Annotated in this window: 28 protein-coding genes and 1 pseudogene; 17 read left to right on the plus strand and 12 right to left on the minus strand. The window is 73.3% G+C overall.

The genetic code is table 11. From position 1 onward, the window contains the following. Positions 1-154 precede the first annotated feature (154 nt). Entirely contained in the window at positions 155-1,075 is a 921-nt protein-coding gene (locus IFT88_RS01675; protein ID WP_192118551.1) for an EamA family transporter, read from the plus strand. 123 nt (positions 1,076-1,198) lie between these two features. Here IFT88_RS01675 and IFT88_RS01680 read toward each other — a convergent pair whose 3' ends face one another. Beyond that, entirely contained in the window at positions 1,199-1,639 is a 441-nt protein-coding gene (locus IFT88_RS01680; protein WP_192119490.1) for a hypothetical protein, read from the minus strand. 253 nt (positions 1,640-1,892) lie between these two features. Between IFT88_RS01680 and IFT88_RS01685 the strand changes: the two genes are divergently transcribed. From IFT88_RS01685 to IFT88_RS01710, 6 genes are all read left to right on the plus strand, one after another. After that, positions 1,893-2,819, plus strand: coding sequence for a phosphate/phosphite/phosphonate ABC transporter substrate-binding protein (locus IFT88_RS01685; protein ID WP_192118553.1), 927 nt, complete (start codon positions 1,893-1,895; stop codon positions 2,817-2,819). A gap of 110 nt (positions 2,820-2,929) precedes the next feature. After that, positions 2,930-3,754 carry a phosphonate ABC transporter ATP-binding protein gene (phnC, locus tag IFT88_RS01690; protein WP_192118555.1) on the plus strand — a complete coding sequence of 275 codons (825 nt, stop codon included), beginning with the start codon at positions 2,930-2,932 and terminating at the stop codon, positions 3,752-3,754. Further along, positions 3,751-5,481 (plus strand): phosphonate ABC transporter, permease protein PhnE, encoded by a 1,731-nt coding sequence (gene phnE / locus IFT88_RS01695; RefSeq protein WP_192118557.1) that lies wholly within the window; start codon positions 3,751-3,753, stop codon positions 5,479-5,481. Before phnC ends, phnE begins: the two co-directional genes overlap by 4 nt. Next, complete coding sequence (locus IFT88_RS01700) at positions 5,478-6,785, plus strand: TIGR03364 family FAD-dependent oxidoreductase (protein ID WP_192118559.1); 1,308 nt, start codon at positions 5,478-5,480, stop codon at positions 6,783-6,785. The genes phnE and IFT88_RS01700 overlap by 4 nt, the downstream gene beginning before the upstream one ends. Next, positions 6,782-7,549, plus strand: coding sequence for an HAD family hydrolase (locus IFT88_RS01705; RefSeq protein WP_192118561.1), 768 nt, complete (start codon positions 6,782-6,784; stop codon positions 7,547-7,549). The genes IFT88_RS01700 and IFT88_RS01705 overlap by 4 nt, the downstream gene beginning before the upstream one ends. Further along, positions 7,546-8,745 (plus strand): alcohol dehydrogenase catalytic domain-containing protein, encoded by a 1,200-nt coding sequence (locus IFT88_RS01710; RefSeq protein ID WP_342212045.1) that lies wholly within the window; start codon positions 7,546-7,548, stop codon positions 8,743-8,745. Before IFT88_RS01705 ends, IFT88_RS01710 begins: the two co-directional genes overlap by 4 nt. An 81-nt stretch (positions 8,746-8,826) precedes the next feature. Here IFT88_RS01710 and IFT88_RS01715 read toward each other — a convergent pair whose 3' ends face one another. After that, a complete protein-coding gene (locus tag IFT88_RS01715; protein ID WP_043594651.1) occupies positions 8,827-9,576 on the minus strand; it encodes a GntR family transcriptional regulator in 750 nt (249 codons plus the stop codon). A 184-nt stretch (positions 9,577-9,760) separates the two neighbouring features. On the opposite strand from IFT88_RS01715, the gene IFT88_RS01720 reads away from it, so the two are divergent. The 3 genes and pseudogenes from IFT88_RS01720 to IFT88_RS01730 all read left to right on the plus strand — a co-directional run bounded on the left by IFT88_RS01720 (position 9,761) and on the right by IFT88_RS01730 (position 11,875). Then, a complete protein-coding gene (locus IFT88_RS01720; RefSeq protein ID WP_137847553.1) occupies positions 9,761-10,690 on the plus strand; it encodes a helix-turn-helix transcriptional regulator in 930 nt (309 codons plus the stop codon). Further along, complete coding sequence (locus tag IFT88_RS01725; protein WP_192118563.1) at positions 10,687-10,911, plus strand: hypothetical protein; 225 nt, start codon at positions 10,687-10,689, stop codon at positions 10,909-10,911. Before IFT88_RS01720 ends, IFT88_RS01725 begins: the two co-directional genes overlap by 4 nt. Then, positions 10,908-11,875, plus strand: a pseudogene (locus IFT88_RS01730) (aldo/keto reductase). The gene IFT88_RS01725 and the pseudogene IFT88_RS01730 overlap by 4 nt, the downstream one beginning before the upstream one ends. A gap of 10 nt (positions 11,876-11,885) precedes the next feature. Here IFT88_RS01730 and IFT88_RS01735 read toward each other — a convergent pair. From IFT88_RS01735 to IFT88_RS01750, 4 genes are read right to left on the minus strand one after another with little or no spacing between them, the layout of a single operon-like run. After that, positions 11,886-13,079, minus strand: a complete 1,194-nt coding sequence (locus IFT88_RS01735; RefSeq protein ID WP_192118565.1) for an ABC transporter permease — start codon at positions 13,077-13,079, stop codon at positions 11,886-11,888. Further along, the gene (locus IFT88_RS01740) at positions 13,076-13,771 is read right to left on the minus strand and encodes an ABC transporter ATP-binding protein (RefSeq protein WP_192118567.1); all 696 of its coding nucleotides are present in this window, start codon (positions 13,769-13,771) and stop codon (positions 13,076-13,078) included. The genes IFT88_RS01735 and IFT88_RS01740 overlap by 4 nt, the downstream gene beginning before the upstream one ends. Further along, a complete protein-coding gene (locus tag IFT88_RS17530; protein ID WP_192118575.1) occupies positions 13,768-14,832 on the minus strand; it encodes a peptidoglycan-binding protein in 1,065 nt (354 codons plus the stop codon). Before IFT88_RS17530 ends, IFT88_RS01740 begins: the two co-directional genes overlap by 4 nt. After that, entirely contained in the window at positions 14,829-15,329 is a 501-nt protein-coding gene (locus IFT88_RS01750; RefSeq protein ID WP_192118577.1) for a hypothetical protein, read from the minus strand. The genes IFT88_RS17530 and IFT88_RS01750 overlap by 4 nt, the downstream gene beginning before the upstream one ends. 200 nt (positions 15,330-15,529) lie before the next feature. Between IFT88_RS01750 and IFT88_RS01755 the strand changes: the two genes are divergently transcribed. The 3 genes from IFT88_RS01755 to IFT88_RS01765 all read left to right on the plus strand — a co-directional run bounded on the left by IFT88_RS01755 (position 15,530) and on the right by IFT88_RS01765 (position 18,588). Beyond that, positions 15,530-16,201 (plus strand): response regulator transcription factor, encoded by a 672-nt coding sequence (locus IFT88_RS01755; protein WP_043594661.1) that lies wholly within the window; start codon positions 15,530-15,532, stop codon positions 16,199-16,201. Then, positions 16,198-17,520, plus strand: coding sequence for an ATP-binding protein (locus IFT88_RS01760; protein ID WP_192118579.1), 1,323 nt, complete (start codon positions 16,198-16,200; stop codon positions 17,518-17,520). The genes IFT88_RS01755 and IFT88_RS01760 overlap by 4 nt, the downstream gene beginning before the upstream one ends. A 168-nt stretch (positions 17,521-17,688) precedes the next feature. Then, complete coding sequence (locus IFT88_RS01765; RefSeq protein ID WP_056228284.1) at positions 17,689-18,588, plus strand: helix-turn-helix transcriptional regulator; 900 nt, start codon at positions 17,689-17,691, stop codon at positions 18,586-18,588. Between the two features lie 68 nt (positions 18,589-18,656). On the opposite strand, the gene IFT88_RS01770 is transcribed toward IFT88_RS01765, so the two are convergent. After that, positions 18,657-19,160 (minus strand): hypothetical protein, encoded by a 504-nt coding sequence (locus tag IFT88_RS01770; RefSeq protein WP_137847547.1) that lies wholly within the window; start codon positions 19,158-19,160, stop codon positions 18,657-18,659. Positions 19,161-19,439: 279 nt separating this feature from the next. Between IFT88_RS01770 and IFT88_RS01775 the strand changes: the two genes are divergently transcribed. The 3 genes from IFT88_RS01775 to IFT88_RS01785 are packed head-to-tail and all read left to right on the plus strand — an operon-like array spanning position 19,440 to position 22,064. After that, positions 19,440-20,963: an acid phosphatase gene (locus IFT88_RS01775; RefSeq protein ID WP_192118580.1), complete on the plus strand. Its 1,524-nt coding sequence runs from the start codon at positions 19,440-19,442 to the stop codon at positions 20,961-20,963. Between the two features lie 40 nt (positions 20,964-21,003). After that, a complete protein-coding gene (cmtR, locus tag IFT88_RS01780; protein WP_043594664.1) occupies positions 21,004-21,357 on the plus strand; it encodes a Cd(II)/Pb(II)-sensing metalloregulatory transcriptional regulator CmtR in 354 nt (117 codons plus the stop codon). Next, positions 21,354-22,064 (plus strand): cation diffusion facilitator family transporter, encoded by a 711-nt coding sequence (locus IFT88_RS01785; RefSeq protein WP_192118582.1) that lies wholly within the window; start codon positions 21,354-21,356, stop codon positions 22,062-22,064. The genes cmtR and IFT88_RS01785 overlap by 4 nt, the downstream gene beginning before the upstream one ends. A 592-nt stretch (positions 22,065-22,656) precedes the next feature. Here IFT88_RS01785 and IFT88_RS01790 read toward each other — a convergent pair. The 5 genes from IFT88_RS01790 to IFT88_RS01810 all read right to left on the minus strand — a co-directional run bounded on the left by IFT88_RS01790 (position 22,657) and on the right by IFT88_RS01810 (position 25,831). Continuing rightward, entirely contained in the window at positions 22,657-23,226 is a 570-nt protein-coding gene (locus IFT88_RS01790) for a DUF2510 domain-containing protein (RefSeq protein ID WP_192118584.1), read from the minus strand. A 41-nt stretch (positions 23,227-23,267) separates the two neighbouring features. Further along, positions 23,268-23,756 carry a PIN domain-containing protein gene (locus IFT88_RS17535; protein WP_137847542.1) on the minus strand — a complete coding sequence of 163 codons (489 nt, stop codon included), beginning with the start codon at positions 23,754-23,756 and terminating at the stop codon, positions 23,268-23,270. Continuing rightward, on the minus strand, positions 23,753-23,938 hold the full coding sequence (locus IFT88_RS17540) for a hypothetical protein (RefSeq protein ID WP_192118586.1): 186 nt from the start codon (positions 23,936-23,938) through the stop codon (positions 23,753-23,755). The genes IFT88_RS17535 and IFT88_RS17540 overlap by 4 nt, the downstream gene beginning before the upstream one ends. Positions 23,939-24,140: 202 nt before the next feature. After that, positions 24,141-24,740 carry a TetR/AcrR family transcriptional regulator C-terminal ligand-binding domain-containing protein gene (locus IFT88_RS01805; RefSeq protein WP_192118589.1) on the minus strand — a complete coding sequence of 200 codons (600 nt, stop codon included), beginning with the start codon at positions 24,738-24,740 and terminating at the stop codon, positions 24,141-24,143. 65 nt (positions 24,741-24,805) lie between these two features. Further along, on the minus strand, positions 24,806-25,831 hold the full coding sequence (locus IFT88_RS01810; protein WP_192118591.1) for an SDR family NAD(P)-dependent oxidoreductase: 1,026 nt from the start codon (positions 25,829-25,831) through the stop codon (positions 24,806-24,808). Between the two features lie 178 nt (positions 25,832-26,009). Between IFT88_RS01810 and IFT88_RS01815 the strand changes: the two genes are divergently transcribed. After that, the gene (locus IFT88_RS01815; RefSeq protein WP_043594672.1) at positions 26,010-26,885 is read left to right on the plus strand and encodes an SDR family NAD(P)-dependent oxidoreductase; all 876 of its coding nucleotides are present in this window, start codon (positions 26,010-26,012) and stop codon (positions 26,883-26,885) included. Positions 26,886-26,993: the final 108 nt, after the last annotated feature.

Consider the following 26,993-nt stretch of genomic DNA (forward strand, 5'->3'; position numbering starts at 1 on the left):
GCTCGCCACGACAGCGCCTAGGGTTCCGGGGTCCCACGATCCGACTGGTCCGAGCGGCGCCACGGTCGGGCGCCATCGCCCGGCCGTCATCTGAACGGACAAAAGCCTGGAGGACCCGTTCGGTGCGCCCCGCGCCGAGCCGATGGGTCCTCGCATGTCCACCACCGCCCTCCTGCTCGTCCTCGCCGCCGCCGTCTGCCACGCCGGCTGGAACGTCGTCGCCCACGGGGTGAGCCGCCTCGGCACGCCCTTCCTCTGGTGGGGAGCCGTCGCCAGCACCGTGCTCTGGCTGCCGGTCGTCCCGTTCACGGGCGGCCTCGGTGCGAGCGTCGGCGGGCTCGCGGTCGGGGCAGGCGTCTCGGCCGCGCTGCACGTCGTCTACATGACGGTGCTGCAGCGCGGCTACGCGGTCGGCACCCTGTCGACCGTCTACGCGACGGCACGCGGCAGCGGCCCCGCCGTCAGCGCCGGCCTCGCCGTCCTGCTGCTCGGCGAGCAGCTCTCGGTGACGGCCGTCGTCGGCATCGCCGTGGTGGTCGCGGGGGTCGTGGCGACCGGACTGATCGACCGGCGGCCGACGGGCTCTCCGGCACCGCGCCTCCTGCACGGGTCGTCGACGGCGTCGTCGCCGTCCGCCCCGGGCCGCCGGCGCCGCCTCGACCCCGGCATCGCCTGGGGCCTGCTCACCGGCCTCGCCATCGCGAGCTACACGATCTGGGACGCCCACGCCCTGCGCACCTGGGACCTCTCGCCCGTGTCGTTCATGGTCGGCGTGACCCTCGTCGAGGTCGTCTTCTACAGCGCGTCGCTCGGTCGGCGTCGGGGCGAGCTCGTCGCCGTCGCGCGCGCCCACTGGCCGCGCGTGCTGGCCTTCGGGGTGCTGTCGCCGCTGTCGTACATCCTCGTGCTGACGGCGATCCGGACGGCTCCGGTCGCCCTCGTCGCCCCGGCGCGCGAGACGAGCGTCGTGATGGTGGCCGTGTTCGGCGCCCTCGTGCTGCGTGAGGGCTCACTGGTGAAGCGGCTGGCGGCGTCGGGGGTCGTGCTCGGCGGCATCGCCCTGCTCGCCCTCTGACGGGCCTCGCCCGGGCCGCCGCCCACCCGTGAACCCGGTTTCGAACCATGAACCCAGAAGCTTCCGGGTGCATCGTTCGAAAGCGGGTTCACGGACGCACGAGCCCAGGAGGCGCGGGTCGGCCTACAGGAACCCGGTCACCGCGACGGCGACCGCCGCCAGCAGCGCCACCGCGGCCAGCACCTTCGACGACCCCATGACGAGTCGGCGCCTCGGCCCACCGTCGTACGGCTCGTCGTCGGCGTCACGCAGTTCGAGCGGGAGCTCTGCCTCACGGCGACGGCGCTCCTGCTCGAGGCGGGCGGCGCGTTCGGCACGCTCGACCCGGGCGACGCGCTCGGCCTCGTGCCGGCGGGCCAGTTCGGCCTCGCGGTCACGGGCGACGAGCAGCTCGAGTTCACGGTGCGCCTCGTCCGACCAGGCTTCGAGGTCGTCGTCCGAGGCGTCGGGGGTGCCCGGAGCACCGGGGGTGCCCGGAGCGCCGGACGCGCCCGGAGCATCGGGGACGCGGGGCGCGTCGGGCGGAAGGGCCGGGTCGTCGGGGGTGCCGTCGTCGTGTCGCATGCGGAGGCCTTCGTCGCGGGAGCAGGGCGGGGTGGTCGTCCGAGGGTAGACCGCCGCACCTGGACCCGTCATGGCCGCGACGGCACTCCGTCTCGGCCCGGTGGCCACCCACTCCATCTCGGCCCGGCGGCCACCCCGCCCGGGTTAGGCAGACAAGAGGTGAACTCTCGTTGAACGAGGCCTAAGGTAGGTTCCTATGTCGGTCGAGCGCGTGCCACCATCGTCACGTCCTGCTCCCACCCGAAAGGCCGTCATGACCCTCCGCCGTCCCCGCGCCGCGACCGCCCTCGTCGGCGCCGCCCTGCTCGCCGTCACGCTGTCCGCCTGCTCGACCCCCGCCTCCTCGGCCACCGGCTCGTCCGACGCGGCGGGTGGCTACGCGGTCGACGACAGCACCCTCGTCTTCGGCGTCGTGCCCGACTCGGTCGACACCGAGACGAACTACCAGCCGCTGATGGACTACATCGCGAAGGAGACCGGCAAGACGGTCGAGTACCACGAGTCGACCGACTACGCGGCCCTGATCGAGGCCTCGATCGCCGGCCAGATCGACGTCGCGTCGTTCTCGGGCTTCACCTACGTCACGGCCACGAACAACGGTGCCGAGCTGACCCCGATCTCGTCGATCACCACGGCCGAGGGCCAGGAGCCCGGCTACTACTCGCAGGCCATCGTGCCGAAGGGCAGCGACATCGAGTCGATCGCCGACATGAAGGGCAAGAAGATCTGCTTCGTCGACCCGTCGTCGACCTCGGGCTACCTGTTCCCGAGCTACGCGCTGCTCGAGGCCGGCATCGACCCCGAGAAGGACATCACCCCGGTCTTCGCCGGCAAGCACGACGTCAGCGTGCAGAAGGTCGGCGAGGGCACCGAGTGCGACGCCGGCTTCGCCGAGGACAGCGAGGTCGCCAAGAGCGACGCCGTCGAGGTCATCGACCAGCAGATGGTGCCCGGGGCGCCGATCGTGGAGTCGAACTCGCTGCCCGACGACGTCAAGGCCCAGCTGAAGGACATCCTCTCGAACGTCACCGCCGACGACATGGTCGCCGCGGGCATCGACGGTGCCGACAGCGAGGGCTTCCGTGCCGTGTTCTTCCAGACCACCCCGGTCGACGACGCGTACTACGACCAGATCCGCGACATCTGCGAGAAGACGAACGCGTCGCAGTGCAAGGCCTGACCCGCACGACCTAGCACCTCTCACACCCCAGGAAGTCGCCGAGACCCTCGCGCGCGCACGAGTGTCTCGGCGACTTCCCGGGGTCCGAGCAGAACGAACCGGAGACGAACATGACCCCGCACACCGCCCCCGCCGAGACCGTCGTCCGGCTCGAGGGCATCACCAAGCGCTTCGGTGAGACCCTCGCGCTCGACGACGCCTCGATCAGCGTCCGACGCGGCGAGGTCGTCGTGCTGCTGGGCCTCTCGGGCTCGGGCAAGTCCACCCTGTTGCGCCACGTCGACGGCCTCGAACGGCCGACCGACGGCCGCGTCACGGTGCTCGGTCGCGAGGTCACCGAGCTCACCGGGCGGGCGCTGCGGCGGCTGCGCAGCGAGGTCGGCTTCATCTTCCAGCAGTTCGAACTCGTGCCGTCGCTGACCGTGCTCGAGAACGTGCTGACCGGCTCGCTTGCCACCGTGCGCGGGCCCCGCCTCGGGCTCTGGTCGTACGGCCGGGCCGCGAAGGCCGAGGCGCTCGCCCGGCTCGAGCGCGTCGGCCTGCTCGACCGGGCCTACCAGCGCGCCGACACCCTCTCGGGCGGCCAGCAGCAGCGCGTCGCCATCGCCCGCGCCCTGATGCAGCGTCCCCAGGTGCTGCTCGCCGACGAGCCGGTCGCCTCGCTCGACCCCGAGTCGAGCGACCAGGTGATGGCGCTGATCCGCGAGATCGCCGCCGACGAGGGGCTCACCGTGATCTGCAGCCTGCACCAGGTCGACCTCGCCCTGTCGTGGGCCGACCGCATCGTCGGCCTGCGGCACGGCCGGGTCGTGCTCGACACCGAGACCGAGGGCCTGTCGAAGGCCCAGGTGATGGAGATCTACGGCCGCGTCGCCACGAGCACCGACCAGATGGCAGCCATCGAGCTCGAGCTCGCCGGGGACGCCGTCCGATGACCGCCGTCACCGAGCGCCCGCGCACGACCGGGGCGGCCCCCGCCCCCGTCACCGCGCCTCCTCGTCGCCGGGTCTCGCCCGAGCGCGTCGCGGCCGGCCTCACCCTCGTCGCCCTGCTGGTCGCGAGCCTCGTGGCGCTGCGCAGCGTCGACATCGACCCGGCGCGGATGCTGCAGAGCTGGGCCAACGCCGAGCGGTTCTTCGGCCGGGTCGGGGCGATCGAGTTCCCCCCGCTCGGCGAGCTGCTGCAGCTCACCGCGCTCACCCTCGGCCTCGTGATCTGCGGCACCCTGCTCGCCGCCGTCCTGTCGGTGCCGGTCGCCGTGCTCGCGGCCTCGAACACGACCCCCGGCCCCGGCTGGCGCGCGGCCGCCCGCTTCGTCACGGTGCTCGCCCGGGCCGTGCCCGACGTCGTGCTCGCCATGGTGTTCGTGCTGCTCTTCTCGCTCGGCACCCTGCCCGGCATCCTCGCCATCGGCCTGCACTCGGTCGGCATGATCTCGAAGCTGTTCGCCGACGCGATCGAGCAGATCGACGAGGGTCCGCGCACCGCGATCCGCGCCGCCGGGGGCAGCCGCCTGCAGCAGTTCACCGCCGGCGTGCTGCCCCAGGTGCTGCCGTCGTGGGTGGCGACCGTGCTGCACCGCAACGACATCAACCTCCGCGGCAGCGTGATCCTCGGCTACGTCGGGGTCGTCGGCCTCGGCATGGAGATGTCGTTCGCCTTCAAGTCGCTCGACTACGGGCTCGGCCTCGGCTACGCCCTCGTCATCTTCGTGCTCTGCGTCGTGATGGAGATCGTCTCGAGCAGCGTCCGCGCCGCCATGCTCGGCATCGCGCCGACCGGCCGCGGTCTCGGCGACCGCGTCGTCCGACGGGCCACCAGGAGGCGCGGTGCCGGTCACCCGGCCCCGTCGCGTCCCGCGATCACCACCGTCGAGTCCGCGCTCCGCCGCCCGTGGGACCGCGCCCGTCGGCGCGACGTCTCGTGGGGGTGGCTCGCCGTCGCCGTGGTCGTTGCGAGCATCGCCGTCTGCGACATCGCCTGGTCCGACCTCGTCACCGTCTGGGCGAAGGTGCCCGCCGTGGCGACCCGGTTCTGGCCGCCGTCGTTCGGCAGCTACGAGGCCTCGACGATGGTCGCCGCCATGGGCGAGACGATCGCCATCGCGCTGGCCGCGACCGTGCTGACACTCGTCGCCTCGGTCGTGGTCGGGTCGCTCGCGGCCCGCAACGTCGCCCCGAGCCGAGGGGTGCGCAGCGGCATGCGCCTGCTGCTCGTCGGCATCCGCGGGGTGCCCGAGGTGATCCTCGCCATCGTGCTGATCGTCGTCACCGGGCTCGGCACGCAGGCCGGCACCCTCGCCCTGGCGCTCGGCGGCGTCGGGCTGCTCGGCAAGCTGCTCGCCGACTCGTTCGAGGAGGTCTCGCCCGGCCCCGAGCGCGCCCTCTCGGCCACCGGCGCGAGTCGCGTGCAGGTGTACGCCGGAGCGACCCTGCCGCAGGGCACCCGCGCCCTGATCGGCCACACCTTCTACATGCTCGACACCAACCTGCGGGCCGCGACGCTGCTCGGCATCGTCGGTGCCGGGGGAGTCGGCTACTACCTGCTGAACGCCAGCCAGGGCTCGAACTACGGGACGGTCACGGCGATCGTGCTGATGATCCTCGTCACGGTCCTGGCCGTCGAGGGGCTCGCCGTCTGGATGCGGAGGGTCTTCCGATGACCGCGACACACCACACGGCCCCCGGCGCGGCCCGTCACGCCCCGGCCCCGGCCCAGGCCCCGGCCGCGGGGCACGCGGCGGCACCGCACGACGTGGTCGTCGTCGGCTCGGGCATCGTCGGCCTCGGTGCCGCCCTCGCCGCCGTCGACCGGGGGCTCTCGGTGCTGGTCGTCGACCGCTCGGCGGTGATCGGCGGCTCGACGGTGCGCAACTTCGGCCACCTCTGCCTCACCCCGCAGAGCGGCGAGGCCCGCCGGCATGCCCTCGCCGCCCGCGAGCTCTGGCTGCGGCTGGCCCGCGACGCCGGCTTCTGGCTGTCCCGGCGCGGCACGCTGGTCGCCGCCCGACACGTCGACGAGCTCGACCTGCTCGACGAGCTGGCCCTCGCCCGCACCGACCGCGTGCTGGGAGACCGGCCCGAGATCGAGCGGCTCGACGCGGCCGAGCTGTCGTCATTGGCCCCGGTCGCTCCCGGTGCGGTCGTCGGCGGCGCCCTGCTCCCGTACGACCTGCAGGTCGACCCGAGGGAGGCGGCCGACGCGATCCGCCGGCACCTCGAGACGCGAGGGGTGCGCTTCCTGACCCGCACCTCCGTGGGGTCGGTCTCGTCGGGACGCGTCGAGACGAGCCGCGGCCCGATCGACGCCGGGACGGTCGTCGTCGCGACCAATCACGACCTCGACCAGCTGCTGCCCGACCTCGCCGACCGGCACGCCCTCGAGCGGTGCGGCCTCGACATGCTGCGGGTGCGGGCCGACCTCGTCCGACCGCTCGTCGCCCCGCTGCTGACCGGCTGGTCGCTGATCCGCTACAGCGCCTTCGCCGGCACGGGCGCGGCCGAGGCGGTGCGGTCCCGACTGCACGCCGAGCGCCCGGACCTCGCCGCGATGGACCTCAACCAGATGTACACGCAGCTGCCCGACGGGTCGGTGATCGTCGGCGACAGCCACCGGAAGGGCGCCGCGATCGCGCCGTTCCAGGACGAGCGGATCGCCGACGCCTTCCTCGACGAGTTCCGCGTGCTGTTCGGCGCCGAGCCGGTCGTCACCGAGCGGTGGCAGGGCGTCTACGCCTCGGGCCGCGACGAGTTCGTCGTCGACGAGGTCACGCCCGGCGTGCTCGTCACGGTCGTCTCGACCGGCATCGGCATGACCACCGGGCTCGGGCTCACCGAGCACGTCGTCGGGGCGCACCTCGACGGCGGGCGCGACCGGGCGCTCGACCGCCCCGCCCCGACCTCGACCGTCCACTCGCCTGTCACCTCGCCCGTCCCCTCGCCCCTCACAGAGAGCCTCACCGCATGAGCACCACGACCGCCACCACCCCCGCCTGGTCCGGCACCCCCGCCGCCGAGGCCGCGACCCCGATCGAGCTCGTCGTGCTCGACATGGCCGGCACGACCGTCGTCGACGACGGCGTGGTCGAGCAGGCCTTCGCCCGCGTCGCCGACCGGGTCGACCTCGGCCCGACGCTGAGCCGCGACGAGGCCCTGCAGTACGTCCGCGACACGATGGGCCGCTCGAAGATCGAGGTCTTCCGGCACCTCACCGGGGGCGACGAGGCGCTCGCGCAGCGCGCGAACGACGAGTTCGAGGTGGCCTACGGCGAGCTCGTCGACGAGTCGGGAGTCGAGCCGATCGAGGGCGCGGGCGATCTCGTCGACGCATTCCGCGCCTCCGGGGTCTCGGTCGTCCTGACCACGGGCTTCTCGCCCGTCACGCGCGACCGCCTGCTCGACGCGCTCGGCTGGACGGTCGACGCCGCCCTCTCGCCCGTCGACGCCGGCCGCGGCCGCCCCGCACCCGACCTCGTGCTGACCGCGCTGCTGCGCACCCGTGCCTCGTCGGTCGCCGCCGTCGCGGTCGTCGGCGACACCGTCAGCGACGTCCTCTCGGGGCGCTCCGCCGGTGCGGGCCTCGTCGTCGGCGTGACGACCGGCGCGCACACCCGCGAGCAGCTGCTCGCCGCGGGGGCCGACGTCGTGCTCGAGAGCGTCCGCGACCTCGTCGGGCTGTCGGCCTTCGCCGGGGTCGCGGCCGCCGGCGCGTCGACGACCGCGGTCGCGTGACCACCGCCCTGCCGCGGACGGGGGTGCCGCCGCGGACGACGGACCAGGAGGCGCGGGTCGCGTCCGTGACGGACCCCACCTCCCCGGCCGCGCTGCCCCTCGACCCGGCCCCGACCGCCATGGTGTGGCTCGAACCCGGCCGTCCGCACGAGGCCGTCGCGGTGCCCTCGGTCGTCCTCGAGCCCGGCGACGCCCTCGTCGAGGTCGAGCTGGCGACGATCTGCGGCTCGGACGTGCACACCACTCGGGGCGACCGGAGCGCGCCCGCCCCGCTCGTCCTCGGGCACGAGCAGGTCGGTCGCGTGGTCGCCCTCGGGCCGGGGGCGGTCGCCGTGGACGGGACGCCGCTCGCCGTCGGGCAGCGCGTCGTCTGGTCGTTGACCGTGTCGTGCGGTGGCTGCGCGACCTGCCGACGCGACCTGCCGCAGAAGTGCGGGTCGGTGCGGAAGTACGGTCACGAGCGGCTCGTCACGGGGTGGGAACTGAGCGGCGGCTTCGCCACGCACGTGCACGTGCGGTCGGGCACGGCGATCGTCCCGGTCGAGCCCGACCTGCCTGCCGAGCTGTGGGCCCCGGTGTCGTGCGGCACGGCGACGGCCGTGGCGGCCCTCGACGCCGCCGCGGCGATCGTGCCCCTCGACGGCGCCGTGGTGCTCGTCACGGGGGCCGGGCTGATCGGCCTCACGGCGACCGCGCTGGCCACCGACGCCGCGGCCCGGGTGGTCGTCGTCGACCCCGATCCCGCCCGCCGTCGACTCGCCGTCCGCTTCGGCGCGGTCGCGACGGCCGACCCGTCGGCTGCCCCCGACGCGGACGACGGCCTCAGCACCGCGTTCTCCGTCGCGGGCGGTGCCCCGCTCGTCGCCGTGGAGGCCTCGGGGTCGCCGCACGCGGTGGCCTCGGCGCTCGCCGAGCTCGGCGTCGGCGGCGTGGCCGTGCTGGTCGGCAGCGTCTTCCCCGCCCCGGCGGTACCGTTCGACGCCGAGAGCGTCGTCCGACGACTCGTGACCGTCCGCGGCGTGCACAACTACGCCCCGCGGCACCTCGTCGACGCCGTCCGCTTCGTCGAGGAGCGGCACGCGGCCTGGCCGCTCGACGCGCTCGTGGGCGAGACGGTGGCCCTGCGTGACCTCGACGCCGGGATCGCGGCGGCTGCCGCGGGCGGGTCGGTGCGGGTGGGCGTCCGACCCGAGTGACCGGGCGCGGTGGCGGCCTGCGGGGGCCGCGCCGCGCCTCCTGCGTCCTCGGACGCGGACGCGGACGCGGGTGGGCGTCGCTCAGGGGCCGATCGCGCGGATGAAGTGGTCGCCCTCGCGGGCCCGGCCCGACGCCGAGACGGTGAAGCGGACGATGTCGCTGCGGTACCGGTCGTCCGAGGCCTCGAAGGTGCGGCCGTCGGGGCCGCGCGTGATGCGGTGCAGCCGCAGGATCGGCGTGCCGGGCTCGACCCCGAGCAGCTCGGCGTCGAGCTCGTCGGCGGCGACCGCGTCGATCTCGTGGTCGATGTCGGCGTAGCCGAAGCCCCGCGAGTCGAGGTACTCGGTGATCGACACCGTGTCGAGATCGACGTCGAACAGCACGCGACCGACCTCCTCGATGAAGGTCAGGCGCTCGAGCATGGTCGGGCGGCCGTCGACGAGTCGCAGCCGGACGACGTCGACCACGAGGGCACCCGGCTCGATGCCGAGCGACCGGGCCTTGTCGTCGTCGGCACGGCGCAGCGACACCTCTTGTGTGCGGGCACCGGGCTCGCCGCCGACGTCGCGCACCCACTTGGTGAAGGGGATCGACACGTCGACCGGGTGGTGCGCCTTGCGCGCGACGACGCGCGCCGGGCGGCCGCGCCGGGTCTCGACCAGGCCCTCGGAGCGCAGCGCGGCGAGGGCGTTGCGGATCGGCCCCCGTGAGGTGCGCCACTGCTCGGCCAGCTCGCCCTCGCTCGGCACGTCGTCGCCGACCGCGAGGTCGCCGCTCAGGATGCGCCGCCGCAGGTCGTCGGCGATCTGCTCGTAGAGGGTCGAAGGCACGTGCGGATCTTACCGAGGGGTGTGGTCGGCCAGGGGCGGTCTTCGTGCGATGCTCCGTGTCGCCCTGCGTGATGACCAGCACCGTGGTCGGTACGGCGCTTGTCGGATGCTGTGGTGGTCATCACCGAGGGAGGCCCCACCAGGGCATCCCACCGCGACCCGCCCCTGTCGTAGCGTCGTGGGCATGGACACCGAGAGCGAGATCCGCGACTTCCTGACCAGCCGACGGGCGCGGGTGCGGCCCGAGCAGGTCGAGCTGCCGGGCGGGCCCGGACGCCGCGTGCCCGGACTGCGGCGGAGCGAGGTGGCACTGCTCGCGGGCGTCAGCGTCGAGTACTACACGCGGCTCGAACGCGGGCGCCTCGGCGGGGTGTCCGAGGTCGTGCTCGACTCGCTCGCCACCGCCCTGCTGCTCGACGACGCCGAACGCGAGCACCTGGCCGACCTCGCCCGCGCCGCGAACGAGTCGCCCGTGCGCGCCCGGCGGCGACGTCGTCCGCCCGAGACCGTCTCGCGCAGCATGCAGCTCGTGCTGGACGCCGTGACGGCCGGGCCCGCGTTCGTCCGCAACGGCCGCATGGACGTCCTGGCCGAGAACGCGCTCTTCCGTGCGCTCTACTCCGACCTCTACGCCCTCGACGAGCGGCCCGTGAACCTCGCCCGCTTCGTCTTCCTGCACCGCGAGCTCGCCGAGGCCTTCTACCCGTCGTGGTCGGTCGCCGCCGACATCAACGTCGCGATCCTGCGCACCGAGGCCGGCCGCGATCCGCACGACCGCGCCCTGCACGACCTCATCGGCGAACTGTCCACCCGCAGCGACGAGTTCCGGGTGCGCTGGGGCGCCCACGAGGTGCGCCACCACACGTCGGGCCAGAAGCGCTTCCACCACCCGGTCGTCGGTCAGCTCGACATGGTCTACGAGGCCATGGAGCCGATGGGTCGCCCGGGCCTGAACTTCCTCGTCTACAGCGCCGAGCCCGGATCGCCCACCGAGGAGCGCCTCCGCCTCCTCGCCAGCTGGGCGGCACCGCAGGCCGACCCGGCGGTCGTCCGCGCCGACGCGCCGGACCGACCCGACGTCGCGAGCGGACCGCGCGAGGCGGCCGGATCGTGAGCCGTCTCGCGACGTGGTGGCGCGCCTCCTGCGAGATCTCCGACCTCACGCGCGACCGAGAGCAGGAGGCGCGGGTGCTGGACGAGATGGCGGTGCGTCTCGAGCCGGGCCCCTGGGCGATCGCCGCGCTCTTCCACCGACGCGCGCCCGGCGCGACCGATGCCGCGCACCCCGCCATCGAGACCACATCACCCCCGAACGCCGAGGAGGCACGACCGTGAAGTACACCCGTCTGGGAACCACAGGCCTGCAGGTCAGCCGCATCGGCCTCGGCTGCATGAGCTACGGCGACCCCACTCGCGGCCTGCACTCGTGGACGCTCGACGAGGCGGCCTCGGCACCGTTCTTCCGCCAGGCCGTCGAGCTCGGGGTCACCTTCTGGGACACCGCGAACGTCTACCAGCAGGGCACCGGTGAGGAGTTCGTCGGCCGCGCGATGCGCGAGTACTCCCGCCGCGAGGACGTCGTGCTGGCGACCAAGGTCAGTGGTCGCATGCACGACGGCCCCGGCGGCTCGGGCCTGTCGCGCAAGGCGATCCTCGAGCAGGTCGACGCCTCGCTCACGCGACTCGGCACGGACCACGTCGACCTGTACCAGATCCACCGCTTAGACCCCGAGACCCCGTGGAGGAGACGATGGAGGCGCTCCACGACCTGGTCAGGGCCGGCAAGGTCCGGTACACGGGCGCCTCGAGCATGTTCGCCTGGCAGTTCGCGAAGATGCAGACCGCCGCCGTGGTCAACGGCTGGACGCCATTCTCGACCATGCAGGACCAGTACAACCTGCTGAAGCGCGAGGAGGAACGCGAGATGATCCCGCTCTGCGCCGACCTCGGCGTCGGGCTCGTGCCGTACTCGCCGCAGGGCAAGGGTCGGCTCACCCGACCGCGCGGGGCGACCACCGAGCGGTCCGCCGTCGACGAGGTCGCGAAGGCCTTCGACGTCGACGAGGACGGCCCGATCATCGACGCCGTCGAGCAGGTCGCCGCCGAGCACGGGGTGTCGATGGCCCAGGTCGCCGTGGCCTGGGTGCTGCGGAACCCCGTCGTCTCGGCCCCGATCGTCGGTGCGACGAAGCCGCACCACCTCGCCGACGCCGTCGCCGCCCTGGACGTCGAGCTGACCGACGACGACGTCCGCCGACTCGAGGAGCCCTACCGGCCGCAGGCACCGTTCTGGTGGTGAGGCGCCCGCCTCACGACTGCAGCGCCTCCGTCGGCGGGGTGCGTGCCGCTCGCACCGCGGGCCACAGCCCGGCCAGCGCCCCGATCACGAGCGTCGCGACGAGTCCGGCGACGAGCACCACCGGCGGGATCGACGGTGGCCACCCCCGCAGAGCGGCGAACACCGCGGTCACCGCCACGCCGAGCAGCACCCCGGCCACCCCGCCGAGCAGCGACAGGAACAGGGCCTCGGCCAAGAACTGCTGCCGGACGTGCGATCGCGTCGCCCCGAGCGCCCGCCGCAGCCCGATCTCGCGCCTCCGTTCGAGCACCGAGATCACCATCGTGTTCGCCACGCCGATGCCGCCGACCAGCAGCGCCACCCCTCCGAGTCCGACCAGCAGCCCGGTGAACGCCTGGTCCGCGGCCTGCTGCGCCGCCAGTGCGTCGGACGGCCGCGTCACCTCCACGTCGGACGGGCTCCGCGGCTGGATGGACCGGGCGAGCACGTCGCGCACCTGTGGCACCCGGGCGGGGTCGGCCCGCACGTAGACCGCGGTCGGGGGGACGGGCGAGCCGGCCAGCGCCTCCGCGGCTCGTTCGCCGATCAGCGCCGACGAGTCGATCTCGGGCGCCAGCGGCACCGGTTCGAGGATGCCCGCCACCACGTACTCGGTGCTGCCGACGATCACGTGCCGTCCCGGTTCGGTGACGCCTAACCGGTTCGCCGCCTCGGCGCCGAGCACGACCACGGGGTACCGCGCCATGCCGTCGGTCAGCCAGACGCCCTTCGCCACGCGGGCCTCGAGCACGTCCAGCAGCGTGGGTGACGCCGACCGCACCGTGATCCCGTTCGTGTTGCCCGCGGGCACCGCGCTGTTGCGGTACACGCCGACGTCTGCCACCGTGCCGGTCGTCGCGGCCGATCGCACCCCCTCGGTGTGCCCGGCCGACACCCCCGCCGTCAGGGGCAGGTCGACGGCCTCGCCGAAGAAGTCCTTCCCCTGGGAGGCCGAGAGCAGGTTCGTGCCGAGTTCGTCGAGGGTCGCCGCGAGCTTCGCCTGGCTCGACGTCGAGATGCCGACCACGGCGATCATGGCGGCGATGCCGATCGCGATGCCGAGCGCCGACAGCACGGCCCTGGTGGGTCGGGACGCCAGCCCGGACACCCCCAGTCGCACGACGTCCGACCCGAGGAGGCGCGAGGGCGTCTCGGAGGCGCTCATGCGGTCACCCCCGCGAGGGTCGCGCTGTCGTGCACCAGGTGCCCGTCGCGGATCGTCACCCGCCGGGGCAACCGCTCGGCGAGCTCGACGTCGTGGGTGATGACGACGATCGTGGTGCCCTCGGCGTGCAGCTCGCCGAGCAGCGACACGATGCCCTCGCCGGCCTTCGTGTCGAGGTTGCCGGTGGGTTCGTCGGCCAGCAGCAGTGACGGGCGGTGCACGACGGCCCGCGCGATGGCGACGCGTTGCCGTTCACCGCCCGAGAGCTGGTTCGGCCGGTGGGTCAGGCGGTGCCCCAGTCCGACCCGCTCGAGGGCCTCCCGCGCTCGTGCTCGGCGCTGCCGGAGCGGCACGCCCGCGTAGAGCAGGCCGTTCGCGACGTTGTCGGTCGCGCTGACGCCCTCGCTGAGGTGGAACTGCTGGAAGACGAACCCGATGCGGTGCGCCCGCAGGGCCGACAGCTCACGGTCGTTCTGCTCGGCCACGTCGACGCCGTCGACGAGCACGGTGCCCGAGGTGGGGCGGTCGAGCGTGCCGAGGACGTTCAGCAGGGTCGACTTGCCCGATCCCGACGGGCCGACGATCGCGACGAGCTCGCCGCGGTCGATCCGCAGCGACACCGACGACAACGCGGTCGTCGGGGGCCGGCCGTACTCGCGCGTGACGTGGTGCAGCTCGATGACGGCGCTCATGCGGGCACCACGACCTCGGCGCCGGCCCGGACGTCGCCGGTCACCTCGACCCGGTCGCCGGCGAACAGGCCGGCCTCGACCGGCACGGCCGTCGTCGTGCCGTCCGGCTGGAGCACCTCGACGACGAAGCCGTCGTCGACGGCCGCGCCCAGGGCGAGGACCGGCACGTGCAGCACGTCCTCCTTCACCTCCGAGACGAAGTCGACCTGCACCGACGCGTCGGTCAGGTCGCCGGCCGTCGCCGGATCGTCGAGCGACACCGTGACGGGGACCGTCGTCTTGCCCGCGGTCTCGTCGGCCACGGCCGCCCCCACGTCGGACACCCGCCCGGGAACGGTGCCGTGACCGGGCAGCGCGACCGAGACGACCCCGTCGACGGCGGCCAGCGGCGACCCGACGGGCAGGTCGACCGAGACGACCTTGTCGTCGCGGGCCGTGTCGTACAGGTCGCCGCCCGAGGCGTCGCCGACGGCCGCCGTGAGGGTGCTGACCGTGAACGACCCCGTGACGAACTGCAGGGCACCCCGGGCGATCGACCCGGTGCGCTCCTGGCCGGTGTCCTTCTGCCAGGCCGAGACGGCGTTCGCGGTGCGCCGGTCGAACGTGTCGTCCGGGGTGCCCGGGAAGTACCCCCAGGTCTTCAGGTTGTCCTCGAGCTGTCGCACGTCCGGGCCCTTCGCCATGCCCTGCTCGAACGCCCGCCACTGCGGCAGGGCGCCCTCGAACGCGGTGACCGGTTCGTCGTCGACCCGGAAGAGCTCGCTGCGTGCCGAGAGGGCGTCGCCGACCTTCGGCAGCGAGGTGATGGTGCCGGGTGCGGACCCGGCGATCGTGGGCCCGTCGAGGCGGCTGAGTCTGCCCGCCCTGGTCGTCGTGCCGGTCAGCGTGCCCTGTTCGACCACGGCCGTGGTGGGCCTCGTCGTCGTGTCCGCGGCGACCTCCGCGTCGGCGGCACGGGACGCCCCTGGCGGTCCGACCATGAACACGGCGGTGACGGCGGCCCCGACCACGGCCATGCCGGCGACGGACGACCAGGCGACGGCTCGGCGCGACGGGCTCACCGGGTCACCGTCGTGGGCATGCTGCCGAACGCGCCGCACTCCTCGAGCACGCCCTCGGGGACGTCGTCCATCGTGTCCGTGCCGCCGGCTCCGTCGAGCTGGTCGGTCACGTCGTACCCCGCGTCACGCACGCATTCGGCCGATTCGCGCAGAATCGCGTCGAACTCGTCCTGGCTCTCCTTCTCGGACGCGGTCACGGGGCGCTCGCCGAGTTCGTCGGTCGTCGACTCCCGGCACGTCTCCGAGGCGGCCAGCAGGGCGTCCATGTCGAGACCGTCGCCCCGGGAGATCGCCACGCCGCCACCGTCACCCGAGGGGTCGCCGATGTCGACGCCCGCCTCGCGGAGGCAGCTCGCGTTCGCGAGATCCCACGCCTGGGCGTCGGCGGCGATCTGCGACTCGGACCCGGCGGGGTCGTCGGCGGCCGTCGAGCAGCCGGCGAGGGCGACGACGAGCAGGGGAAGGGCGGCGAAGAGGGTGCCACGGGTTCTGGGCATGAGAGGACTCCTGGTCTTTCACGGTCACGGGCCGCGACCGACGGTCACGGCGTCGCCCTCGTCGGGCGACGGGGTCCAGACCACCGCACGGCTCGTTGCCAGCCCGTAAACGGCGATCTTTACAATTTGGTGACATCCGACATGTCACACTGGTGAGGGGTTTTCGCATCCCGTCCCCCTCGACCCGAACAGGAGCCAGCGTGCGCGTACTCATCGCCGAGGACGAGGTCTACCTCGCCGAAGCCGTCCAGAGCGTGCTCGAGCGTCACGCGATGGCCGTCGACGTCGTGCACGACGGTGACGCCGCCCTCCGGGCGATCGCGGTGAACGACTACGACGTCGTCCTGCTCGACCGCGACCTGCCCGGCACGCACGGCGACGACGTCTGCGCCTCGGTGACCGCCGCCGGTGACGGCCCGGGCGTCCTGATGCTCACTGCGGCCGGTCGCACCCGCGACAAGGTCGACGGCTTCGAGCTCGGTGCCGACGACTACCTCGTCAAGCCGTTCGAGTTCCCCGAACTGATCGCCCGGCTGCGCTCCCTCGCCCGGCGCCCGCGTCAGGCCCGTCCGCCGGTCACGGTCCGCGGCGACCTGCGCTACGACCCGTTCCGTCGCGAGGTGTACCGCGACGGCCGCTACGTGAAGCTGACGCGAAAAGAGTTCGCGGTGCTCGGCGTGCTGCTCGCGGCCGACGGCGGCGTGGTCAGCGCCGAGCGGCTGCTCGAGAAGGCCTGGGACGAGAACGCCGACCCGTTCACGAACTCGGTGCGGGTCACGATCTCGAACCTCCGGCGACGCCTGGGCGAGCCCTGGCTGATCCACACCGTCCCCGGCAGCGGCTACCGCATCGCCGCCGAGGCCGGCTCGTGACCGGCGGCGTCGACCCGGCGCCCACCAGGCCCAGGAGGCGCGGGCTGCGTCACCGAGGCAGCGCGCGTCTGCGGCTCACCGTCACCTTCAGTGCGGTGCTGACGGTCGTGGGCCTGTCGATCGTGGCCTCGGTCCTCCTCGTGATGCGCTTCGTGCCCGACTACCGCATCACCGCCCTGCGCACGTCGAGCGCCGAGCCGGGCGACCTCGCGTCGCCGACGGCCTCGTGGGCGCCCTCGGTCGACGCCGGCGTGGTCACCGGTGGGACACCGCCCGCCGCCGAGGCGCTGCCCGTCCCCGAGACGCTGCCCGTCCCCGAGACCGCCGAGTTGCGCCCGGCGGTCACCATCTCGGGCGAGAGCGACCTCCTGCGCGTGCTCCTGACGACGTCGTCGATCGTGTTCGTCGTCGCGCTGGTCGTCGGCGTCTGGCTGAGCTGGGTGGTCGCCGGGCGCCTCCTCCGGCCGATCGAGCACCTCGCGACCGCGGCGCGCGAGGCCGAGCACGGCGCTGCGGGGTCGTTCCGGCGACGGCTCGCCACGACGGCCCCCGGGCGCCCCGACGACGAGTTCGGACGCCTCGCGTCGACGTTCGACGACATGCTCGACCGGCTCGACCGTTCGTACGAGGCCCAACGCCGCTTCGCCGCCAACGCGTCGCACGAGCTCCGCACGCCCCTCGCGACGACGCAGGCGATGCTCGACGCGGCCCTCGCGCTCGACCCGACAGGCGTCGGCGACGCGGTCGGCTCACCGCCGGCGGTGACGATCCGACGCCTGCGCGAGATGAACACCCGCAGCATCGCGACGGTCGAGGCACTGCTCGCCCTGTCCGACGCGCAGTCCGGCGACGGCGTGGCCGCCGACCGGGTCGACCTCGTCGCCGTGGTCGACGAGGTCCTCGCCGCCACGGCGTCCGCTGCCGAGGAGGCGCGCGTCGAGATGCGCCGAACCGCCCGTCCCACGCAGGTCACCGGAGACCGGGCCCTGCTCTCCGTGCTCGTCGGCAACCTCGTCCGCAACGGCATCGGTCACAACGTCCCCGGCGGCCGGCTCGACGTGACGGTCGGCAACGACGCCTCGGGGGCGGCGACCCTGCACGTGGCCAACGGCGGCGAGGTCATCGACCCGGCCGAGGTCACGCGCCTGACCGAGCCCTTCTACCGGGCGGCGGGCCGGATCGCCGGCTCCCACGGCCTCGGCCTGGCCCTGGTCGCGGCCGTCGCCGAGACGCACGGGGCGACGCTGACGCTCGACGCGCCTCCTTCGGGCGGGCTCGCCGTGCGCGTGGTGTTCGCCGCGCCCGCGGTCGTCCCCTGACCACGCGGGCCGACGAGGCGACCGCGTCCGCTCGGCACCTCCGGGGGACACCGGGGTCGGCCAGCCAGCCGACTGTGCGGCGGATCGGGCGCTCCTAGGCTCGGTGGTGGGCCCGTCAGGCCGGGCCGACCGGCCCGGGAGGCCGGCTCCACGACCGGGGGTGAGACGTTGATCGAGCAGGGTGGCGTCCCCGCGGACCGCCCGACGCCGACGGAGCGCCCGACGACGACGGAGCGCCCGACGACGATCATGCGTCCGGGTCAGCCCCTCGGGCTGAGGCTCGACGCCCGGCACGACGAGTTCAGCGACCTGCTGCTCGACTGCTCGCTCGAGGACGTCGGCGCGACCGGCCGGTCGTGGTTGCGCGACCGGTACGCCGAGATCGTGCCGATCGTGCTCGGTCCGGCCCTCGCCGCGGTCGAGCACGGTCGTCCGGTGTCGGCCTCGTGCCTCGACGAGCTGCGTGCCGTCGCCCGCCGCAGCGCGGCCTGCCCCGACGTCGACCTGGCCGTCGTCCTGCGGGGCGCCCTGCCCGCGCTGCGCATCTTCTCGCTCGTCATGCACTCGGCGTCGGGCGGGCAGGCCGGGGCGCTCGTCCTCGCGATGGCGCGCGCCTCGCAGGTCGCCCACGAACTCGGCACCTGCTGGGCCGAGGAGTGGGCGCGGCACCGACCCCGTCTCGTCGCCGCCCCGCCCGGCGCGGGACCAGGAGGCGCGGGCGACACCCGGCCACCCCTCGCGGCCCCGGGGCCCGACGTCGTGCTCGACCTCGTGGCCGACGCCCCCGACCTCGACGACGTCGAGCGGCAGATGCTCACGCTCACCGCCTACGGCCTCTCGAACGCCGAGATCGCCCGCGAGACGGCCTACAGCCGCCAGGCCGTGGCCTGGCACCTGGCCCGTCTCATGCGGACGTGGAGTGCCCCGAACCGGACGGCGCTCGTCTCGGTCGCGTTCGTCAAGGGCGTCATCCGGTCGCGCATCGTGCGGCGGGGGCGCCGTCGGGACGGCCAGGCGGCGGTCGAGGCGCCGAACCGACCCGCGCCTCCTGCCCTGCCGCCGGCCTGACGGCGCACGCGGAACCGCCCCGGCGTCCGGTGAGGACGTCGGGGCGGTTCCGTGGTGCCGCGGCGGGGTCAGCCGCCGTTGATGCTGATGACGTTGTCGGTCTTGACGTTGTTGCCGAGCACGCCCCAGTTCAGGTAGCCGCCGTCACCGTTGTTGGTGACCTTGCCGGGGCCGTCGAACCAGTAGATGACGTAGCTGCCGCCCTTGATGTCGATCGGCTGGGCGTCGACGATCGAGCCCTCGACGGCGATGTCCTGGTTCTTGTTCACGACCGCGACCGTGAGCCGGTCGGGGTTGCCGGCGTTGTAGTAGCCGACGTCCAGGGCGGCCAGCACGGCGCCCGACCGGTCGCCCTGGTCGTTGACGGCGGCGCTGATCGCGCTGACGATCGCCAGCGGGTCGAGGGTGACGCTGCCCGTGATCGGGCTGCCGGTGCTGGACTCCGGCGAGGCGGGGGCGGTGGTCGTCGCCTGTGCCGGGGCGGCGGCGAATCCGCTCAGCCCCGTGACGGCGACGCCGCTCACGGCGACGGCGGCGATGATCGTGGCGGTCTTCGACTTCAGCTTGCTCATGGTTCGTCCTCTTTCGTTGTCGTAGGAGTTCGAGTTGCGGTGCTTCGTGTTGTCGAGTGGAACTGCCTTGCGAGAACGATCCTGTGGCCGACGGCGGCGCGATGCACGCGTTCGCCGTCGACGTTGGTCGGGTGACCAACGATGGGTCCGGGCGGCGCGTCACCGGTGTACGACGCCGACGACGGCCCAGGTCACCTGCGCGTCACCTGTCGTCCAGACGTGTGCCACTCCGCTTCCCTACCGTTCGGCGTGGCCCCACCGGGCCGCCGACGCAGGTCGGTGCACGCACCCACGAGAGGCACGATCATCACGACCACGACCCCCCGCCGCCCCCGACGCTCGGCCGACCGCCGACCCGTCCGCCGCGCTTCGGTGCTCGCCGCGAGCACGGGCCTGGGCGTGCTGCTCTCGGGCTTCGGAGCCCTCTCGGCCTCGGCGGCGACCCCCTTCGAGCCCGACCGGCTGAGCTACCCGTACACGTCGAACGCGACCTACGACTACGTGCCGATCATCGACCAGTTCACGACGCTGCGGGCCGAGCGCCCCGACATCATCGCGCTGAACGACGAGAAGACCGTCGCGATCAACCAGGGCGCCACCCCTGCCCGGGTCGACCGGGCGATCGTCGACCAGTACGCCGACATGTCCGTCTCGATGTCGGACGGCCTCGGCACCCGGCTCGGCGAGATCTACCGCACCGCCCGCGCCGCCGGCGAACTGCCGAAGACCTCCGCACTGCTCGCGAAGGACGGCGGGCTGGTCGGCTACTACTCGTCGTCGAACCCCGCCAAGGAGCACTTCGACTACGACCGCCCGTACATCCGGTTCCCCGAGCGACTCACCTACCGCGACAAGCCGGGTGGCGACGCCTGGGCCTCGACCTCGGGCGCGTACCCGAGCGGCCACACCTCGCAGGCCTACTGGCAGGGCGCCTCGCTCGCCACGATGCTGCCCGAGCTCGCCCCGCAGATCCTGGCCCGCACCTCCGAGGCCGGCGACAACCGCGTCGTCATGGCCGCGCACTATCCGCTCGACGTCATGAGTGGTCGCATGATGGGCCAGGAGATCGTCGAGCGCCGCTGGGCCGACCCCGAGTTCCGCGTGCTGTTCGAGGAGGCGGGCGCCGAGCTGCGCTACGTCCTCGAGACCGGATGCGGCGGCTCCTTGGACGTCTGCATCGCCGCCGACACCCCCTACCTCTCGGACCAGGAGGCGCTGGCCGTCTACCAGGACCGCATGAGTTACGACTTCCCCCTCGTCGGCACGGCCGGGCAGGCCATGACCGTCCCCGCCGGCGCCGAGTCGTTGCTGATCTCGAGCCGCCCGACCCTGACCGACGACCAGCGTCGCCAGGTCCTCGCCCTCACCGCCATCGACTCGGGCCGTCCGCTCGACGAGGGCACCGCCGGCAGCTGGCAGCGCCTCGACCTCGCAGCCGCCATGTCGGTGCCGATCACCGTCGCGGCGGACGGCACGGTGTCGCTCGCCGCCGCACCGGTCGACCCCGCACCGGTCGACCCCGCACCCGTCGACCCGGCACCCTCCGGCCCGGGCGCGACGGTGCCCGTCGTGCCGGCACAGCCCGTCGCCGGAGGCGCGGTGCAGCAGCACGCGCCCGGCACGATCACCGCGGCCGACGCGGCGACCCGTGACGCCGCCGCCCGTGACGCGGCTGCTCGCGCCGACCTGGCCTACACCGGCTCCGACCACGTGGTCGGCATCGTCGCCGCGGCACTGGGGTTGCTCGCCGCGGGCGTCGGCCTGGTCGTCCTCCGTCGACGTCGGGCCGCGCGCCGACCGTAGGCCTCGACGACAGGTCAGCATGCGCTGTACAGTTCAGCGCATGCTGACCATCGCCCCGCGCCTCGACGCGATGAGCCGGCTGGGGCGCGCGTTGAGCGACCCGACCCGCTCGCGCCTCCTGCTCGAACTGCTCGACGCGCCGGGGTACCCGGCCCGGTTGGCCGAGACGCTCGACCTGACCCGGTCGAACGTGTCGAACCACCTCGCCTGCCTGCGCGGCTGCGGCATCGTCGTCGCCACCTCCGAGGGCCGTCGCACGCGGTACGAGATCGCCGACCCGCACCTGACGGCGGCCCTGCGCGCCCTGGTCGACGTCGTGCTCGCCGTCGACGACGGGGTCGGCTGCACCGACGAGGCCTGCGACGTGCCGCTCTGCTGCGGGCCCGGCGCATGAGCCTGCCGATCGGGCCCGACGTCGTCGCGGGGCGCGTCCCCGGAGCGTCCGCCCTCACCGCCGCCCGCCGCCTCGTCCTGCAACGACGCATCCGCTGGATCGTCGCCGCCACCATCGCCTACAACGTCGTCGAGGCGGTCGTCGCGCTCGCCGCGGGCACCGTCGCGTCGTCGACGGCCCTGATCGGGTTCGGCCTCGACTCGATCGTCGAGGTGCTCTCGGCCGTCGCGGTCGCCTGGCAGTTCTCGGCCCCCGACCCCGAGAAGCGGGAGCGCACGGCCCTGCGCGTCATCGCCGTCGCCTTCTTCGCGCTCGCCGCCTACGTCGGGGTCGACGCCGTGCTCGCCCTGACCGGCCTGCGCGAGCCCGAGCACAGCGGCGTCGGCATCGTGTTGGCCGCCGTGAGCCTCGCGATCATGCCGCTCCTCAGCCTGCTCGAACGCCGCACGGGCCGAGAACTCGGTTCGGCCTCGGCCGTCGCCGACTCGAAGCAGACGTTGATCTGCAGCTACCTGTCGGCCGCCGTGCTGCTCGGTCTCGTCCTCAACCTCGCCTTCGGCTGGGCCTGGGCCGACCCGGTCGCCGGGCTCGTGATCGTCGTGTTCGCCGTGCGCGAGGGACTCGAGGCCTGGCGCGGCGACGCCTGCGCCGTGCCCGTCTCGGCGCTCACGGGCGAGCGCGACGTCGAGGCCTGCGACTGCTGCTGACGCTCGCCGCCCGCCCGCGACGAGGGAGTCGATCCGGGCACCACGTCGGAGAACGTGGTCAGTGCGCTCGACTCTTCCTCGGGGGCTCATCTCGCCTGGCTGTCCTGACCGCCGGCACGCCCACGTTCTTCGTCGACGGCGAGCTGGTCGAGCTGACCTCGCTCGACAGTCTCTCGACCGCGATCGAGGAGGCCCTGGCGCGCCGCGACGGATGAAGTCGACGAGGCCGCGCCGGGCGGACTGCGACGGGCCGCGGTCGGCCCGTGCTCTCACTGGTGCGCGATCGAGTGCGTGTGTCAAACTCGAGCCGTCGGGCTATCGCGGTAGCTGCGAAAGTGAACCCTGGGAGATCTCGCACGGCGAGGCCCAGGGTTTTGCGCTTAACCTGGCGCCGCTTCGCAGAACGTGATCGACGCCCGGATGGGTCCAGGACAGTCGCATCGCCGACCCCCGCGACGAGGGAGCCGATCCGGGCACCACGTCAGAGAACGAGGTGAGTGCGCTCGACCCTTCCTCGGGGCACAACTCGTCCGATCATCTTGCGCGATCGAGGAGGCCTAGGTCAGGCCGGTCGCGGACAGTGCTGCTCTCTTCAGGGCAGCATGCCCTGCGCGGTCGCGTCTAGGCATACGGGCGTGCTTTCGTCGTCGAAGCAAACGGTTCGAATAGCCGATGGTACGTCGGAGTCGGTCACGGTGTACTGCCTGAGCGCGTCGGGGTAGCGCTTGAGGCCTGATGCCCACTCGTCGACGCCCACGCAGTCGCGGACGGTGCGGTCGAATTCGATGTCATTGACCTCGTCAAGCGGAACGGCCGCGGCGGCCTCGAACGCTGACACGCACGCCGACCCCGGCGCGGCTACTGCGCTGGTCTCAGACGGCACATTGTCGCGACCATCGAGATAGGCCAGGCCCAGGGAGGTGCCCAGGAGTATCACTGCCGTCCCCACGAAGACCGGGATGAAGCCCCGGAACAGACTTTTCTCCCTGGGTGCCCGCCTCACGGCCGGCGCCGGTGCGTGGGGCGCCGCTTTTGCGCGCTGCGCCTCAGGCTTTGCAAACGGGGTGACGCGGGTCTGGCCCGTCCACTTCTGGCCGTCCCAGTACCGCTCTACCCATTCGTCGCGATGATCAGGCAGCCACCCCGCTGGCATGTTCTCCATGCGGTCAGTCTGCTCCAGCTCAACAGGTACGCGTGAACTGCTCAGAGGCTGCCCTGGGCCACCACCCACTGCTGCCGGAGACCGGGGTAGGCGCGGGCGATGTGGGTGAAATCCCGGTCGTAGTGCACGACGGTGGCCTGGTTCACGACTGCGTAGGCGGCGATGAGGACGTCGACGGCACCCGCTGCCCGGCCCATGTGAGCGGCGAAGAGAGCGGATCGGATGGCCGCCACGTCTCGCACCTCCGGATGCACCCGGCAGTCCGAGAAGGCACCAGCCAGCGTCAGGACGATCGCGGAGTGGTCCTCGAGGCTTCGGGCGCTGAAGCCGTATTCGGCCGCGACAGGCGGGCAGATGAGGATGTCGTCCGGCGCGGTCGTCCAGATGATCGCCTCGATCGCTGCACGAACCGCCGGCTCGGTGGCGACCCGCTGCCACGCCGAGTTGTCGATGATGACGCGGGGCCGCCGCACCTCCACCTCGTGCTCGTCGGGCTCGGCGAGGTGGAGCCCCGGACGGCCGGTGCTCACGCGTCGATCGTCCCCGGGCCTGCTGGCTGCGGATCGACGTCGACCTCGATCCCGCTCAACGCGGCCAAGGCCTCGAGCTGCACCTGCCGCTTCACGATGTCGCCGAGTGCCTGGTTGATTGCGTCCTTCGTCGTCCTCACGCCGAGGATGCCCTTCGCGGCTGCCAACAGCTCGGTGTCCACGTCCACGCTCGTCATCGCCATGGTGACCTCCATATGCTCGAGCCTCCGAGTTTATATGTCTCCGGCTTTCGGTGCCAGTCGCATCGATCATGCGACGACGCTTTCGCGACTCGACGCGGCGGAGCCGTCTCTCCACAGGCCGCCGCTCCGCGGCCCGCTCGGTGCGTGTCCGTGGAGGAGGCGACGGGCGGTCGGCGACGTGTCAGGCCGGGCGCACCGCGACGCCGTCGAACAGCAGCTCGACGGTGGCCTCGAGCGCGGCCGGCCCGGGGTCGCGGCGCGTCACGACGTGCAGCAGCACGGTGCCGATCAGCGACTCGACGAGGGCCTCGAGAGGGGCGCCGTCCCGGATCTGCCGCGCGCGCCTCCCGGACTCGAGGCGGGCGAGCAGCGCCGCCCGCGTGACCGAGGTGACGCGCTCCTCGTAGTGCTCGGCGACGGCGGCGTCCTCGGCCGTCGCCGCGATCGACGCGCGGATCAGCCCACCCGCCGCGGGCGAGGCGAAGGTCGAGAAGGAGGCGCGGAGCCAGTCGAGCACGTCCCGACGCACGTCGCCCGTGTCGGCCACCTCGAGGTGGGGCAGCAGATGTCCCGTGAGCATGCCATCGGCCACCAGCGCCGCCTTCGCCGGGTACCAGCGGTAGATCGTCGCCTTGCCGACCCCCGCCGCCGCCGCGATGCGGTCGAGCGAGAGCTTGTCGTAGCCGCGCTCGGCCAGCTCGTCGCGGGTCGCGTCGAGGATCGCTAGGCGGGCCGCCTCGCTGCGGGCGCGGCCGGGGCGGGCGGTGCGTGCGGTGGTCACCGGTCCATCCTCGTGCACGTCCCGCCCTCCCTCGCCCGTCTCGCCGGGCGCTCGTGGCTCCGGCCCTACTGGACCGACCAGCCGCCGTCGCTCGCCAGGATCGCGCCGTTCACGTTCACCGCGTCGTCGCTCAGCAGGAAGGTGATCGACGCCGCGAGCTCCTCGGCCGTCGCGATCGTCGGGATCGCCGCCTGGAACGGACGCAGCCGCGCCGATCCCGCCTCGGACACGTTCGCGGGGAAGGGGATGCCCGTCGCGACGCCGCCCGGCGCCACCGCGTTCACCCGGATGCCCTGCTTCGCGTACATGAAGGCCGCCGACTTGGTGAGGCCGACGACGCCGTGCTTCGACACCGTGTAGGCGTTGCCCGACGCGTTGCCGCGCAGGCCTGCCTCCGAGGCCACGTTGACGACCGAGCCGCGCCCGGCCCCGAGCATCACGGGGATCACGGCGCGCGACAGCTTGAACCCGCCGGTCAGGTTGATGCCGATGACCCGGTCCCACATCGCGTCGCTCGTCTCGTGGAGGGGCGAGAAGTCGTCGTTGATGCCCGCGATGTTCGCCAGGGCGTCGATGCGGTCGCCGGCGGCCGCGACGATCGCATCGATGTCGTCCTGCTTCGTGATGTCGCCGGCCACGGTGACCACGTCGGCGTCGGGCAGCGAGGCGACCAGCGCCTCCAGCTTGTCGGCGAAGAGGTCGACGGCGACGACGCGGCCGCCCTCGCGGGCCACGCGGGACGCGGTCGCGCGGCCGATGCCGGACGCCGCACCCGTGACGATCACCGTCTTGCCGGCGAAGCGGCCGGGGGTCACCGTCTCGCGCCACGGGCCGTCGGCGTCGGCCGTCTCGTCGGGCACGACGCCGTCGTTCACCTGCAGCACGAGAGCGTCGACCAGCTCCTGTGGCACCTGTCCCTGGCTCATCGCGACCAGCTGCTGCAGCGGCAGACCGCGGACCGGGGCGAGCGCGCTCTCGTCGAACGCGCCTCCCTGCCCGAGAGCGGCATGGATCGCGGGCCCGCCCTCGGGGTGGTCGAGCCAGGTGCCGATGGTGCTGGAGCCGGTCAGGGGAACGGTGGCGTCGGACATGTCGTCTCTTCTCTGAGGAGGGGCGGGTCGGGTCGGGCGCGGGAGCGGCACCCTGATTCGAAACAGATTGTCTCGCATTGCGACGGTACCGCGGGCGGAGGCCCGCGTGGCTGAGCGCCTGCCGAGAGAACGCCGACCGCCGACCCACCCCCGCCGCATCCCGCCTAGCGTCCGATGCATGACCGTCACCCTGCCTCCCGCCGCCCGCCTCGACGACCGGACCGTGGTCGTCACCGGAGCCAGCTCGGGCATCGGCCGCGCCGCCGCCCGCGAGCTCGCCCGCCGTGGTGCCACCGTCGCCGTGGTCGGTCGCAACCCCGACCGCACCCGCACGGTCGCCCACGAGATCGGCGGCACCGCCTACCTCGCCGACTTCTCCGACCTGTCGACCGTCCGCGAGCTGGCCGACCAGCTGCTCGCCGAGAACCCCCGCATCCACGTGCTCGCCAACAACGCCGGCGCCACGATCCCCGAGCGCGCGCTCACGGTCGACGGACACGAGACCACGTTCCAGGGCAACCACCTCGCCCCCTTCCTGTTGACCGCGTTGCTGACGCCGCGCCTCCTCGAGACGGCGAAGGAGGCGCCGGCCGGGTCGGTCCGCATCGTCCAGACCTCGAGTGCCGGCAACCTCTTCGGCAAGGTCGACCTGGACGACCTCGACAACGCACGGGGTGCGTGGGCCGGCGGCTTCCGCGCCTACGGCACCTCGAAGCTGCTCAACGTGCTGTTCACCCGTGAGCTCGCCCGCCGCCTGCCCCGCGCCGGCGGCGGGGTCGACGCGTTCGCGTTCCACCCCGGGTTCGTCGCGTCGGGCTTCGGCGGCGACGGCGCCTTCATGACCGCGGCCAAGCGCCTCGCGGTCTCGACGGAGGACGGCGCCGAGCCGCTGATCCGCCTCGCGGGTGCCACGACCGTGCCGGCACCGAGCGGCAACTACTTCGACCGCCTGAAGGCACCCGGCCGCGTGGCCCGTCAGGCGGCCGATGCCGACCTCGCCCGCCGCCTCTGGGAGGAGAGCGCCCGCCTGCTCGACCTCGACGAGACGATCTGACCCGGCCCGGTTCCTGGGCCCGGCCTGGCCGGGCCTGGCCTGGCCTGGGCGCCCGGCCTCGGCGGACCGTCGAGTGGGCAGAAGACGTCCTTCCGCCCCCTGGGGCGG

This window comes from Frigoribacterium sp. CFBP 8751 (genome assembly GCF_014841545.1).
Classification (GTDB): domain Bacteria; phylum Actinomycetota; class Actinomycetes; order Actinomycetales; family Microbacteriaceae; genus Frigoribacterium.